This is a genomic window from Pseudomonas sp. NFACC32-1 (genome assembly GCF_900101215.1).
Lineage (GTDB): Bacteria > Pseudomonadota > Gammaproteobacteria > Pseudomonadales > Pseudomonadaceae > Aquipseudomonas.
In genome coordinates this window covers 265,947-279,268 of sequence record NZ_FMUL01000003.1, presented here as the reverse complement: position 1 = coordinate 279,268, position 13,322 = coordinate 265,947, and the positions used below count along the sequence as shown (strand labels likewise).

At 59.5% G+C, this 13,322-nt stretch carries 13 protein-coding genes and 4 tRNA genes; 11 read left to right on the top strand and 6 right to left on the bottom strand.

The genetic code is table 11. From position 1 onward, the window contains the following. The first annotated feature begins 73 nt into the window (after positions 1–73). From BLP99_RS07480 to BLP99_RS07470, 3 genes are all read left to right on the top strand, one after another. A tRNA-Val gene (locus BLP99_RS07480) sits at positions 74–149 on the top strand. A gap of 58 nt (positions 150–207) precedes the next feature. Next, positions 208–284, top strand: a tRNA-Asp gene (locus tag BLP99_RS07475). 90 nt (positions 285–374) lie between these two features. Beyond that, positions 375–451 (top strand) — tRNA-Asp (locus tag BLP99_RS07470). Positions 452–671: 220 nt separating this feature from the next. Here the strand turns inward: BLP99_RS07470 and BLP99_RS07465 are convergent. Then, the gene (locus tag BLP99_RS07465; protein ID WP_092180062.1) at positions 672–1,955 is read right to left on the bottom strand and encodes an NAD(P)/FAD-dependent oxidoreductase; all 1,284 of its coding nucleotides are present in this window, start codon (positions 1,953–1,955) and stop codon (positions 672–674) included. A gap of 183 nt (positions 1,956–2,138) precedes the next feature. Between BLP99_RS07465 and BLP99_RS07460 the strand changes: the two genes are divergently transcribed. Next, positions 2,139–2,215: transfer RNA gene (locus BLP99_RS07460), tRNA-Val, on the top strand. Positions 2,216–2,604: 389 nt separating this feature from the next. Here the strand turns inward: BLP99_RS07460 and BLP99_RS26385 are convergent. After that, positions 2,605–2,766 (bottom strand): hypothetical protein, encoded by a 162-nt coding sequence (locus BLP99_RS26385; RefSeq protein WP_176776496.1) that lies wholly within the window; start codon positions 2,764–2,766, stop codon positions 2,605–2,607. A gap of 324 nt (positions 2,767–3,090) precedes the next feature. Here BLP99_RS26385 and BLP99_RS07455 point away from each other — a divergent pair, with 324 nt between their 5' ends. The 3 genes from BLP99_RS07455 to BLP99_RS26800 all read left to right on the top strand — a co-directional run bounded on the left by BLP99_RS07455 (position 3,091) and on the right by BLP99_RS26800 (position 4,739). Further along, entirely contained in the window at positions 3,091–3,291 is a 201-nt protein-coding gene (locus BLP99_RS07455) for a hypothetical protein (protein ID WP_072392303.1), read from the top strand. Positions 3,292–3,583: 292 nt separating this feature from the next. Next, positions 3,584–3,829, top strand: a complete 246-nt coding sequence (locus BLP99_RS26155) for a hypothetical protein (protein WP_143007935.1) — start codon at positions 3,584–3,586, stop codon at positions 3,827–3,829. Between the two features lie 304 nt (positions 3,830–4,133). Further along, entirely contained in the window at positions 4,134–4,739 is a 606-nt protein-coding gene (locus tag BLP99_RS26800) for a DUF2388 domain-containing protein (RefSeq protein ID WP_371128586.1), read from the top strand. Positions 4,740–5,068: 329 nt separating this feature from the next. On the opposite strand, the gene BLP99_RS07435 is transcribed toward BLP99_RS26800, so the two are convergent. The 3 genes from BLP99_RS07435 to BLP99_RS07425 all read right to left on the bottom strand — a co-directional run bounded on the left by BLP99_RS07435 (position 5,069) and on the right by BLP99_RS07425 (position 7,367). Beyond that, positions 5,069–5,500, bottom strand: coding sequence for an HD domain-containing protein (locus tag BLP99_RS07435; protein WP_072392314.1), 432 nt, complete (start codon positions 5,498–5,500; stop codon positions 5,069–5,071). Positions 5,501–5,751: 251 nt separating this feature from the next. Continuing rightward, positions 5,752–5,958, bottom strand: a complete 207-nt coding sequence (locus tag BLP99_RS07430; RefSeq protein ID WP_072392317.1) for a hypothetical protein — start codon at positions 5,956–5,958, stop codon at positions 5,752–5,754. A 194-nt stretch (positions 5,959–6,152) separates the two neighbouring features. Then, positions 6,153–7,367: an MFS transporter gene (locus tag BLP99_RS07425; protein WP_092180054.1), complete on the bottom strand. Its 1,215-nt coding sequence runs from the start codon at positions 7,365–7,367 to the stop codon at positions 6,153–6,155. A gap of 126 nt (positions 7,368–7,493) precedes the next feature. Here BLP99_RS07425 and BLP99_RS07420 point away from each other — a divergent pair, with 126 nt between their 5' ends. Next, entirely contained in the window at positions 7,494–8,003 is a 510-nt protein-coding gene (locus BLP99_RS07420) for an anti-virulence regulator CigR family protein (RefSeq protein WP_072392322.1), read from the top strand. Between the two features lie 47 nt (positions 8,004–8,050). Here BLP99_RS07420 and BLP99_RS07415 read toward each other — a convergent pair whose 3' ends face one another. Next, the gene (locus BLP99_RS07415) at positions 8,051–9,895 is read right to left on the bottom strand and encodes a sigma-54-dependent Fis family transcriptional regulator (protein WP_092180052.1); all 1,845 of its coding nucleotides are present in this window, start codon (positions 9,893–9,895) and stop codon (positions 8,051–8,053) included. A 353-nt stretch (positions 9,896–10,248) separates the two neighbouring features. Here BLP99_RS07415 and BLP99_RS07410 point away from each other — a divergent pair, with 353 nt between their 5' ends. Genes BLP99_RS07410 through BLP99_RS07400 form a run of 3 tightly spaced genes read left to right on the top strand, consistent with a single transcriptional unit; the run spans position 10,249 to position 13,315 of the window. Then, on the top strand, positions 10,249–11,343 hold the full coding sequence (locus BLP99_RS07410; RefSeq protein ID WP_092180050.1) for an ABC transporter ATP-binding protein: 1,095 nt from the start codon (positions 10,249–10,251) through the stop codon (positions 11,341–11,343). Then, positions 11,343–12,452 (top strand): ABC transporter ATP-binding protein, encoded by a 1,110-nt coding sequence (locus BLP99_RS07405; RefSeq protein ID WP_072392331.1) that lies wholly within the window; start codon positions 11,343–11,345, stop codon positions 12,450–12,452. The genes BLP99_RS07410 and BLP99_RS07405 overlap by 1 nt, the downstream gene beginning before the upstream one ends. Continuing rightward, positions 12,449–13,315, top strand: coding sequence for a carbohydrate ABC transporter permease (locus BLP99_RS07400; protein WP_072392335.1), 867 nt, complete (start codon positions 12,449–12,451; stop codon positions 13,313–13,315). The genes BLP99_RS07405 and BLP99_RS07400 overlap by 4 nt, the downstream gene beginning before the upstream one ends. The last annotated feature ends 7 nt before the right edge of the window (positions 13,316–13,322 follow it).

The window sequence follows — 13,322 nt, the reverse complement described above, 5'->3', positions numbered from 1 at the left end:
TTGAAAAAAATCCAACCCTGCTATTGACTTAGCTTCGGCACCTGCGTAAATTTCGCGGCCTCAGCGAAGCAAAGGGTGATTAGCTCAGCCGGGAGAGCGTCTGCCTTACAAGCAGAATGTCGGCGGTTCGATCCCGTCATCACCCACCATGTTCCATGAGAGTCTTGCGAAAGCAAGATGGAAGCCGTCAAAAGCCTCCACCGACGCGCAGCGGTAGTTCAGTCGGTTAGAATACCGGCCTGTCACGCCGGGGGTCGCGGGTTCGAGTCCCGTCCGCTGCGCCATATTTACCGAGTCAGGTCAGCCTGGTTCGAGATCGAGGCTTCAAAGGCCCTGGTCAGACGAGTTAACTGGACGCAAGTCCATAGCGATACGCAGCGGTAGTTCAGTCGGTTAGAATACCGGCCTGTCACGCCGGGGGTCGCGGGTTCGAGTCCCGTCCGCTGCGCCATATCTGCTTCGAGGCCCACTGAACGCCTTGAAGCCAGGAAGAAAGCCGTACAGCGGACTTCTGATCGATAGCAAAGACCCTGGTCGAAAGACCGGGGTTTTTTGTTTCTGGTGTAACGATATTGCGAAGATCGGAACAAGCCCGTGATAAGCGAGCTTGCTCCCGCTGGGCTGCGAAGCAGCCCTTGCTTGCTGAGTTGGCAAGACTCAGGGGGCGAGCCTCAGAACCCCAATCTATCCCGCAGCCCGTAATACCACGCACCCATCGCCGCAAACGGCGTGCGCAACAGCTGGCCGCCAGGGAAAGGGTAGTGGGGCAGATCGGCAAATGCATCAAAACGCTCAGCCTGACCACGCAGCGCCTCGGCCAGGACCTTGCCTGCCAGGTGCGTGTACGTCACGCCATGGCCGCTGCAGCCCTGGGAGTAGTAGATGTTGTCGCCCAGACGCCCCACCTGTGGAAGACGCGACAACGTCAGCAGGAAATTTCCGGTCCATGCGTAATCGATCTTCACATCCTTGAGCTGGGGGAAGGCCTTGAGCATCTTCGGACGGATGATCGCTTCGATGTTCGCCGGATCCCTCGCGCCATACACTACGCCGCCGCCGAAGATCAGGCGCTTGTCGCCTGTCAGTCGGTAATAGTCCAACAGGTAGTTGCAGTCCTCGACGCAATAATCCTGGGGCAACAGGCTGTGGGCCAACTCTTCCCCCAGAGGCTCGGTGGTGATCACCTGGGTGCCGCAAGGCATCGACTTGGACGCCAGCTCCGGCACCAGATTGCCCAGGTAGGCATTGCCCGCCACGATGATGAACTTGGCCCTGACCTTGCCTTGTGGCGTATGCACCACCGGGCTTGCACCGCGTTCGATGCGCACCGCCGGCGATTGTTCATGAATGACCCCGCCAAGGGACTCCACCGCAGCGGCTTCGCCCAACGCCAGATTGAGGGGATGGATATGCCCGCCGCTCATGTCCAGCATGCCACCCACGTACTCTTCGCACGCCACCACTTCGCGAATGCGGCGTTGATCCAGCAGCTCCAGCTGGGTATGGCCGAAACGCTCCCATAGACGTTTCTGCGATTCCAGATGCCCCATCTGTTTAGCGGTAAGGGCTGCGAAGACGCCACCGTCCTTCAAGTCGCACTGGATCTGATACTTCGCCACCCGCTCACGAATGATCCGACCGCCCTCGAAGGCCATGTTGCCCAGCAATTGTGCCTGCTGCGGCCCGACACTGCGTTCGATCACATCGATGTCGCGGCTGTAGCTGTTGACGATCTGCCCGCCGTTGCGACCCGATGCGCCAAACCCCACCTTCGCGGCCTCGACAATCGTGACCTTGAAGCCGTTCTCCAGCAAAAACAGGGCAGAGGACAGGCCGGTATAGCCAGCGCCGATCACACACACATCGGTTTCGACGTCACCTTGCAGGGCCGGGCGCGACGCAGCCGGGTTGGCCGATGCGGCGTAGTAAGACGCTGGATAAGGAGTGTTCGCCATTCTGCAACCTCTGTTTTATATTTTTTACGAATGCGCCGATCCTACCCGAGATAAAAATCCGCCGCCAGCCACCGCAAATACTTCATTGCCCCGGCGAAATTAAATATTTTGCATATTCATAGGGTTAGGTGAAAAAAAGGTGTTGACACCCCTTCGGAATTCCGTAGAATGCCGCCTCACAGCAGGCACGTAGCTCAGTTGGTTAGAGCACCACCTTGACATGGTGGGGGTCGTTGGTTCGAGTCCAATCGCGCCTACCAAACAAAATCCGCTCTGCTGGGCGGTCTAGAAGGGTCAACCGAGAGGTTGGCCCTTTTTTGTTTGCCGCTGGAAAAAGTCCAGTCCCATCCAGCCGCTCTGGCTCGGCGCAACAATCCCAACAAACTCCTCCCTCTGCGAATAGACAGAAAAGTGGCGTAGGCGCTGTTCCGTCATTCTTTAGCCGTGAGCGACTATAGGGGGACCGTGGCACCGTAACGCTGGTTGATAGGTGGCTTCTTTTCGACAGTGGCGTACGTAGAGACTGGAAAGAGCTCATCGAACGGTGCAAGTCACGGAGGGGAACTATCGAGTAGCGATGGTGAAGGCTTGCGTTGAACCTGGATCCCGAGAAAAAGCCCGGCGCACCGGGCCTGATCGGGGCCAATTTTCAGCGGGAAATTTCTTTCTCTGTCACGCCGATGGCTGATCTTTCCCTGCGTCTGCGAAGCCAGCTATAGAGTGCATGCACGGGGTGCAGAAATGCCGCAAGCACGGCCACCAGCATGACGATGAAGATGATGATCAGTGGGACGCTTTCGTGCGAAAACATGGTGGTCACTCCTGTAGTCACTATGTTGGAACCCGCAGGGTAGACGCATCGGACCTTGCTTGCGGTGAACGTATGTTCATCATGGGACGCTTGATTTGTGCTAAGGCAGGGCTCGAAGAGTGATTGGGTCGAGTATGCAGTCCCAGCGTCGTCACGATGGAAAGCTCCGTATCGGCGAGAACCCGTGTAATGTTCGAGCGTGAGGCGCTCGTGGGGGAGGGAGTGAAGGTTGGCTGCTTGCCGGCTTGGACATCCGCATGGTGTTCTGTTGTTGTGTATTCGCATTGAAGCGGGTGACGCAACACCCTGGAGATAGGTTGATCAATGCCAAAGAAACATCAGGAAAGCAAAGCAGTGACGGCTGCTGATATCGAGCGCTCTATCCAGGCGCTTAATATCATGGCGGAACGCCTCTGGGGCGATGGGCGGGAAGCGGAGGCGAAAGCTCTGCTCAATGCCCTGGATGCCTTAAACAGGGCACTGGATCGGATCAGGATTGGAGAGAGTCGCAGGGTTCTTCATTGAACGGAAAAGGCAGGGTTCTCCTGTAAAAGACTGACCGCTTCGTCAGCTTCTTGACCCGGCTAGTCCTGGGTAGACTTCGCAGGTTGGCTGGATTGGCCGGTCATCTATATGGATTTGGAAATTATGGATAATCCTGCACCTCTGGTTAGGAATATCTCACGCTCGGTCCTGGCAACCTCGCCGTGATCTACTGCCTTTTTCGTACATTCAAAAAATGCCTGCTGGCTGGTCGGCGAGGGCTGGAGCCAAGCCAGAATGGCCGATATCGCGCTCATTAGTCGGCTCCACCTGCTTGCTGCTGGCAATCGCCGGCCTGTTGCTATGGCGGCGTAGCGCAAAGTCATCCTGGGTCCTGTTGGGGGCATTGTTCCTGGGGCTGACATTGATTCCGATCATGCTGCCTGACATCTTCCATATGCCGGCCAGCCTTTACATCCAGCTTGCCTGGTGCCTGCTGCCGGTTATCCTGCAAGCCGTTCTGCTGGTTGCGGTATGGGGCTATAGCCTGCCGGTGCGTAAATCCGGTTATCTGAAATAGAGCTTTCAACTTCGAAGCCCAGCCTATCCCGCTGGGCTTTTTAGTTTCTGGTTCCTCTCTTCTTTCTTCGGCTTTCATGCGATTCGGGGTTTCTTTTCGAGGGCCTCGAAAAATCGAACTGCCAACGCCTTGCATGGCCAAAACCCTTATCCACCCCAGAGGACACTGCAATGGCCGATGAAAAGCAAAAAGACCCGCCCAAGAACGACACCCCTGCGCATTCCACAGAGCAGGAACGGGAGCGTCTGAAGGACTTCAACAAGGACGGTATTCCGCCGGGGGCGTGCTGATCTGGTGATCTGGCATGCTTCGTAATGTTCGAGGCGGTCCCTCCAATGGGGTGGCAGACGGTCGAAAATGTCTTGCTTCGATGAAGGAGCGGTGCGCGCGTCCTCAATATTCATCTCAGGTCCTTGGGGGACCGTTAGCAAGTCATGGACGTGCTAAAGGCATTGTCTGGGATACGGCGCAAGGGCGTCTCCCTGCCGCGCGGGTTGCAGTCCTTCGGGCCGAGCTTTTGTTTCCAACCGTATCTCGCTTTGTTACCGTGACGGCCTTTTGCATGCTGGGAAGAACAGAAGAGATGGTTCCATTAAGAATGCTGGCAATTGCCATTTGGGCATTGCTCAGCGCTGAGGCGCGAGCGTGGTATGTCGAAAATCCGGTCGAGAGAGCGTTGACCGCTACGACGCTGGTGCCGACTATGATCGTTGGCGCAACGACGGCCTTCACCGTAGATGGGCCGGCCATATTCAAGTCCGCCAAGAGTGATGCGATTGTATTCATCGGATCAGATGGCGAGATCAGAGGGGCGCATTTTGAGCAGGCCTCCCGTTACTATCGAGCGACTCACAGCTTGCCTCTGATGTCAGATCGGCAACTGGCCCGAGTGATCGTAACGTCTTACTGACCGATTCTCACCTCCCATGCTCAAGCGGCTCATGCTTGGCGACGCCTCATACTTTTCGCAGAGCCTGGATGAAAATGTTCTGGACTCGTTCGACCTGCCGCTCAGCCTCTTCGCCGATACGCTGTTCCTACCCCGTACCGTCTTTACTCGTCTTGGTTCATCCGCAACAGTATTCAGCGAATATCAACGGTGAATTCTTTGGCAGTGGCTTCGGTACGTTCACATTGGCCTGATGCCGTGAAGCAGAAATAATCCCGCTGTCGGGTGGGGAAGCCCCGGCATATCAGCCGGGGCTTTCTTCGCCCGTGCTGGGAGGCTCCGGTTTTTCTCTAGACGCTCGTTAAAGCCGTCAGATACTCCACGGCCTTGCGATATTTCTCTACCCGCTCCAGGTCTTTCGGTCCGGGCCTGTCGATCCGTGACAAATCGCTGTTTTCCGCAAGATCGGCCAGTTTCACTCGACGAGCCAGGGGATTGCGGGCAGCCCGTTCGATGAAGATTTGGTAAGGCTCGCCTTCGTGCCTGGTGAGAGACTCGATGGCGGCGAGGATCGTTTCGCTGAAGCCATCCTTGCGCAGATCGGCGATGCTCACCCGGGTGTCTTCGATCACATCGTGCAATACCGCGACGATCCGTTCGTCCTCATGGGCCAGGCGCCGCATGACGTTCAACGGATGCAGGATGTAAGGCGCGCCGCCTTTGTCGGTCTGCCCTTCATGGGCCAGAGCGGCAATCGATATAGCCTTTTCAAGTGTGCTCACGACCTTTCCCTCGTCCGCTTTCGATTGTTGCCGGTAAGCGAGAATGTCATGCCTTTTCGACGATTACACCCCGGGACCGTCGGGCTCGTCATTCATCTGAGGTGTCTGCACAGGGACGGCGCCTGATACAGAGGGCGCATTGCACTTGATTGTTGTTCGAGGGAATGAATCCTGGCCGGACGAGACCGAACCACTGCCCAGTCGCCCGCGCAAAAGCGGGCGATGGCTTCCTCAATAGCCAGCCTCGGCAATCAGGCCACGCAGCCAATTCCCTCCGCGAAGCCATGTTCCTGCACCGCGGCCATGAAGTGCAGTGGCATGTCCTGTTTCACTTCGATGGCCGGCATTTCAAAGCCGCCCACGATTTGTCCCTGAAGCCCACTCAGCCGTATCGACTCTTCTTCCTTTGCCTTTGCCATTCTCGCGTGGTTCGCTGCGATTTCGTTGAGAGTTGACACGGTACATCTCCGATGACTGACCAAGCGGTAATTAAAAGGCCGCCGCGTCAGGGTTACGTCGTCCTGAGGCTGCCATGCCAGGTCGGTGCAAGCCTTGAGCCAGACGTGGCGGCTGACGGTGCATGCGGTTCCATTCACGACGAATGGTACGCACGCACAAATTCATACCGGTCACAGATGAATATTTGAAGACGTCAGCCGTCCGTATCGACCCCGTAGCCCTGCGGGCTGCCTTCCCTGTGGCTGAACAACACCAGTACCGCCAGGCCTGTCAGGCTGGTGGCGAGGGCCAGCAGCAGGATCACCTGGCGGGTGCCGAGTGGCGCGGCCAGCAACGCGACCAGCAGGCCCGCCAGGGGTTGCGACAGATTGTTGAGCAGGGTGATGACGCCGACGGTCTTGCCGAAGTCCTGGGGCGGAATGATTTTCTGGCGGACACTGCGCATGTACACGTTGAACATCTTGTCGAAACCGACGATCAGCAGGAAACCAACCACATAGCCCCACGCGGATGGGCTGAGCGCGGTGATGAACGCGCCTGCGGCGATCAGGCTGTAGGACAGGACTCCCAGCAATTTCAGGGGCAAGGTGGCGCGGGCCAGGAAGAACAGGATGAGAATGGTGGTCACGGCTCCGGCGGCTTGCAGTCCGGCATAGTCATCCTTCGTGGCGTCGTATTGACCGATCGCCATGGCGGCGGAAGTGGCGAGGGTGACACCGATGACCAGATTGACCCCGGCTGCCAGGCAGATGAGTTTTTTCAGCTGGGTGAATTTGCCGATGTGGCCCAAAGCAATGCGCAGCGGGCTCAGCCAGGCGTCGTAGCGTTGTTCGAAGATTTGCAGCGTGACCGGGCTGCTCCGCTGCCAGGACAGCATCGCCAGGTCCGCCAGCAGGAACAGGCCGGCAATCGCCAGCACTACCCAATGCCACGCCCATGCCTCGAGCATCAGCGCTGCCACCAGCGGGCCCAGTACCAGCCCGGCCTGGTCGGCGATCTGCGAATAGGACAGGGTCTTGGCATAGGTGTACTGCTTGAAAATGTAGGGCATCACCACTTCGCGGGCCATGATGCCCTGGGTGGTCAGCACGCCGCACAAGGCGGACAGCGCGACGATCCAGTAGACCCCGCCAAAGAGCCCGTAGAGTCCCACGCCGACGATGCACGCCACGGCGCGATAGACCTGGCTGATGTGCAGGATACGAATCGGCGAGAATCTATCGCACAGCGCGCCGCAGATCGGGAACGACAAGTAACGCGGCAAGGCTTCGGCGAAGAAGGCCAGGCCCGCCCAGGACGCACTGCCGGTGGTCTGGAACACCATCAGCGGGACGATGAACAGGAGGATCTGGTCGGCCAGCCGGGAAAGAAACAATGAGACGAAAAAGGCCAGGTAATCCTTGCGCATGAAGCTCCTTGGTGACTGTGACAGCGGTTATCCGGTCCAGGCAAGCGACGCACAGTGTGATATGGAACTAATATCACCGTTAGTCTCTATATCTTTACAGGCAAACCCCTTCTTGAGAGAACGGCCATGTTCAAATCGCGTTCGTTGATTGCTGCAGTTACCTGTTTCGCCCTGGCGGCGGGCCCTGGCATTGTTGTCGCGGACCCGGGCAACGGCAAGGGAAACGCTCAATTCGATCAAGGTCCCGGTCAAGGGCAGGGAGGCAAAGGCGGGCAGGGCAACAAGGGCGGTCAAGCAAATCCCGGCCACAAGGGCAATCAGGGCGGCAAGGGAAACCAGGGAGGTGGCGGCGATTGGCACAACGGCCCGAGCATCGACCGTAGCGGCATCCTGGGGGTGATTGGCGGTTATCGCGATTATTGGAGCCCCGGCCCGGCGTTGCCACCCGGCATCCAGAAGAACCTGGCCCGGGGCAAGCCGCTGCCGCCGGGTATCGCCAAGAAGCTCGATGGCCGGCTGCTGGGGCATCTGCCGCACTATGACGGATATGAGTGGCAGCAGGTAGGCACTGATCTGATCCTGGTGGCGATCGCCAGCGGCATCATCTATGAAGTGCTCAGCGGTGCGTTCGACTGACCCTTTGCCTCAGCGACATGGCAGCCTCTTCGGAGGCTGCCTTCGTATCAGCCTTCAAGTTGTCGCAGGCGTTTATACAGGGTGTTGCGGCTGACGCCCAGCCGTCGCGCCAGATGTGAAATGTTCCCGCCCACCGCCTGCAACTGACGGTTCAGGTCCTCGGCATCGTTCAGGTCCACCGCCAGGGGCTCCGGCTGTTCCACGGGTTCCATTTCCAGGTCGACGAAAAAGTCGTCCGGCAGGTGTTCGGGTCGGATCGGCTGTTCCTCGGCCATGGCGAGGGCCACCTGCAATACGCTGCTGACCTGTCGCAGGTTGCCCGGCCACGGATGGCACTCGAAGAGTTCCAGCACCTCGCGGCTCAGGCCGGCCCACTGGGTCGGTTCGCGATGATGTTCCCAGAGCCGCTTGAACAGGGCCTGCTTGTCGCTGCGCTCCCGCAGGGGCGGCAGCTCCAGGGTCAGGCCGCCGATACGGTAGTAGAGGTCTTCGCGGAACCGGCCCAGTTGCACCTGTTCGCGCAGGGAGCGGTTGGTGGCGGAAATGATGCGGATGTCCACCGGGAACAGCTCGGCGCTGCCCACCGGTTGCACGCAGCGTTCCTGCAACACCCGCAGCAGCCGGGCCTGGGTTGGGAGCGGCATGTCGCCGATTTCGTCGAGGAACAGCGTGCCGCGGTCGGCCTTGCGGATCAGGCCGATGCTGCCCTTCTGGTTGGCGCCGGTGAAGGCGCCTTTTTCGTAGCCGAACAGCTCCGATTCCACCAGCTCGGCGGGGATCGCCGCGCAGTTGACCGCGATGAACGGTTGCTTGCAACGGGAGCTGGCCTGGTGCAGGGCTTTGACGAAGACTTCCTTGCCCACGCCCGTTTCGCCGTGGATCAGCAGCGGAATGTCTTTTTCCAGCAGGCGCTCGGCCTGGCGCACGGCTTTTTCCACGCGACTGTCACCAAAATGCAGGGTGTTGAGGCTGATGGCGTTGCCGGCGGGCGCCGGCGCAGGTGTCGGTTCGGCAAACACGCGCGGCTTGATCGACAACTGGCTCGGACGCTTGAGCATGCACTGGAAACGATTGCGCCCGGCCGCCTGCAAGGAAAACGGCAGGCCGTCGGGTTGGTTCAGCAGGTCCAGCAGCGACACCTTGAACAGGCTTTCGATGCTGACCCGGGACAGGCTCAGCCCCAGCAGGTTGTCGGCCCGGCGGTTGGCGGAAAGCACCTGGCCGGTCTCATCGAAAATCAGCAGGCCGGCCCACTGGCTGTCGAGGTTGTTCAACCCGGTGTTGAACGTCAGCTGGAAATGCTCACCGCGAAACAGGTTGAGGATCAGCCGGTTCTCCACGGTCTGGCTCATCATCTTGACCATGCCCAGGGTATGGGAGGGCGGCAGGTAGCTGTCGCTGGAGACATCCAGCACCGCGATGACCTTGCGCTCGGCATCGAAGATCGGCGCGGCGGAACCGGTCATGAAACGGTTGGCCTTGAGAAAGTGTTCATCGTGTTCGATGTGCACCGCCTGTTCACAGGCCAGCGCCGTGCCGATGGCGTTGGTGCCGGTGCAGCGTTCCATCCAGCTCGCTCCGGCGCTGAAACCATGGGCCAGTTTCGGCTCGATGAAACGCTGGGTACCCCAGGACGTCAGCACCTGGCCCTGGTTGTCCGCCAGCATGATCAGGCAATTGGAGTTGCTCAGGATGTTCTCGTAGTACGGCAGGACTTCCTGGTGAGTGGTCTGCACCAGGGAATGCTGGCTCTCCAGCAACTGGGCGACGCCCTCGGCGGGCAGCGGGTCGAAGGAGGGCACGCTCTGATGGTCGAGGCCGAAGGCACGGCAACGGGACCAGGAGGCCTGGATGATGGCGTCATGGGACAAGACTGGGGCAGGTGCGGCCATGGGGCACTCTCGCAGGAGCTGTTTATTATTGTTGTGGTAAGTCTCGCACAGACTCCTTGTGCGGGGGCAGGCCTGAATAGCACGTAATACACAGCCCCTTGTGGGAGCGGGCGCCCACAGGGATCGAAGTCAGGCCAACCGAAAGCGTTCATTCAGTGTTGTTCAAAATTGTTCATTGTCAACCGGCGAATTGTTCAGTTGTTCAGTTCTGGTTGTTCATTTCTGTTCATCAACGAACGTATTTTTCCCACGATTATTGAGAAAAACCCACTACATCAACGTGTTGTGATTCCTGGCACGGCTTTCGCTTTCAAGCTTCGGTCGCTTGACTCCAAAAATAAAAAGGCCGAGCCATGTCATTAACGCTTGAGCACATCTGTCGCACCGTCGAAGGCCAGATCTGGATCGACGATGCCAACCTGAATTTCGAACCCGGATCCTTTAACGTCCTGCTGGGGCGCACCCTGTCCGGCAAGACCAGCCTGATGCGGCTGATGGCCGGCCTGGACAAGCCCGACAGCGGGCGCATCCTGATGAACGGCGTCGACGTGACCCACCGCCCGGTGCGGTTGCGCAATGTGTCGATGGTCTATCAGCAGTTCATCAACTACCCGACCATGACGGTATTCGAAAACATCGCCTCGCCCCTGCGCCAGGCCGGTGTGGCCGACGAGGTGATCCAGGACAAGGTGCTGGAAACCGCCCGGATGCTGCGCATCGAAAAATTCCTCAAACGCCATCCGCTGGAGTTGTCCGGGGGCCAGCAGCAGCGCACGGCCATGGCACGGGCCCTGGTCAAGGACGCCGAACTGATCCTGTTCGACGAACCGCTGGTGAACCTGGACTACAAGCTGCGCGAGGAACTGCGCCAGGAGATGCGCGAACTGTTCCAGGCCCGCCACACCATTGCTGTCTATGCCACCACCGAGCCCAACGAGGCCCTGGCCCTGGGTGGCACCACCACGATCCTGCACGAGGGCCGGGTGATCCAGAGCGGCAAGTCGTCGTCGGTCTATCACCAGCCGCAGACTGTCCTGGCCGCCGAATTGTTTTCCGAGCCGCCCATCAACCTCATGCCTGGTCGTATCGCCGGCAATGAAGTGAGCTTCGCCAATTTCGTGCACTTTCCGCTGAACGTCGACCTGCGTCCGGTGGGCGAGGGTGAGTTCCGGTTTGGCGTGCGCCCCAGCCATATCTCCCTGGTGCCGAGCAACGACGATGACCTGGAGTTGGCGGTGACCGTCGAGGTGGCGGAGATCAGCGGCTCGGAAACGTTCCTGCATGTTCGCAACGAGCATTTCCTCCTGGTGCTGCACTTGCCGGGAGTGCATGAGTACGACGTGGACGCGCCGATCCGCATCTACATTCCGACCCACAAACTGTTTGTCTTCGATGCCTCGGGCAAGTTGGTCCAGGCTCCCGGCCAGCGTATCGCGAGGGTTGCCTGATGGCTGAAATACGTTTGCAGAACCTCGCCCACAGCTACACCAGCACACCGGCGGGCCCAGAGGACTACGCGATCCGCGAGATGAACCACATCTGGGAGCAGGGCGGTGCCTATGCGCTGCTCGGCCCGTCAGGGTGCGGCAAGTCCACCTTGCTCAACATCATTTCCGGGTTGCTCAGCCCGTCCGAGGGCCAGGTGCTGTTCGACAGCAAGGTGGTCAACGAGCTGAGCCCGGAGCGGCGCAACATCGCCCAGGTGTTCCAGTTCCCGGTGGTGTACGACACCATGACGGTGTTCGACAACCTGGCGTTCCCCCTGCGTAACCAGGGTATGGCCGAGGCGAAGATCCACACCAAGGTGCAAGAGATCGCCGAGGTCCTGGACCTGCAGAACCTGCTGGACAAAAAGGCCCGCAACCTCACCGCCGACGAGAAGCAGAAAGTCTCCATGGGCCGTGGGCTGGTGCGCGACGACGTGTCGGCGATCCTGTTCGACGAGCCGCTGACGGTGATCGACCCGCACCTGAAATGGAAACTGCGGCGCAAGCTCAAGCAGATCCATGAGCAGTTCAACATCACCATGGTCTACGTCACCCACGATCAGTTGGAGGCGTCCACCTTCGCCGACAAGATCGCGGTGATGTACGGCGGCCAGATCGTGCAGTTCGGCACGCCCCGGGAGTTGTTCGAGCGCCCCGGCCATACCTTCGTCGGATACTTCATCGGCAGCCCGGGCATGAACCTGATCGAGGTGACCGCCCAACCGGGTGGCGTCGGTTTCGCATCCACCCATCTGCCCCTTTCCGACACCTTGCAGCGTCGGGTCGCCGAAGCGCAGGGCAAGCGCCTGAAAGTCGGTATCCGGCCGGAGTTCGTCCATGTCTGGGACGGCCCCTACGACGATGCGATGCGGGCCGAGGTGGTACACGTCGAAGACCTGGGCACCTACAAGATCATGACCCTCAACCTCGACGGCGCGCCGCTGAAGGTACGCCTGGCCGAAGACAAGCCTGTGCCGGAGGGTACGGCCTATATCAGTTTCCCGGCGCAATGGCTGATGGTCTACGCCGATGAATACCTGCTGGAACCGTTGAGCGAGGTGCAGCGATGAACAAGGTGCAGAACAACAAGGCCTGGTGGCTGGTATTGCCGGTGTTCCTGCTGGTGGCTTTCAGTGCCGTGATCCCGATGATGACCGTGGTCAACTACTCGGTGCAGGACATTTTCGACCAGTCCAGCCGCTACTTCGTCGGTGCCGACTGGTACAGGCAAGTGCTGATGGACCCGCGCCTGCACGACTCGCTGTTGCGCCAGTTCATCTACTCGGCCTGCGTGCTGCTGATCGAGATTCCCCTGGGCATCGCCATCGCGTTGACCATGCCGACCAAGGGCAAGTGGTCGTCCCTGGTGCTGATCATTCTGGCGATTCCGCTGCTGATCCCGTGGAACGTGGTGGGCACCATCTGGCAGATCTTCGGCCGCGCCGACATCGGCCTGCTGGGGTCCGTCCTGAACAACCTGGGGATCAACTATAACTACGCGGCCAACACCATGGATGCCTGGGTCACGGTGCTGGTGATGGATGTCTGGCATTGGACGTCCCTGGTGGCGCTGCTGTGCTATTCGGGGCTGCGGGCGATTCCGGACGTGTATTACCAGGCCGCGCGGATCGACCGGGCGTCCAATTGGGCGGTGTTCCGGCACATCCAGTTGCCGAAGATGAAGAGCGTGCTGCTGATCGCGGTGATGCTGCGCTTCATGGACAGCTTCATGATCTACACCGAACCGTTCGTGCTTACCGGCGGCGGGCCGGGGAACGCCACCACGTTCCTCAGCCAGACCCTGACGCAAATGGCCATCGGCCAGTTCGACCTCGGCCCGGCGGCGGCGTTCTCCCTGGTGTACTTCCTGATCATCCTGTTGGTGTCGTGGCTGTTCTATACCGCCATGACTCATTCCGACGCCAACCGTTGAGGCCCGT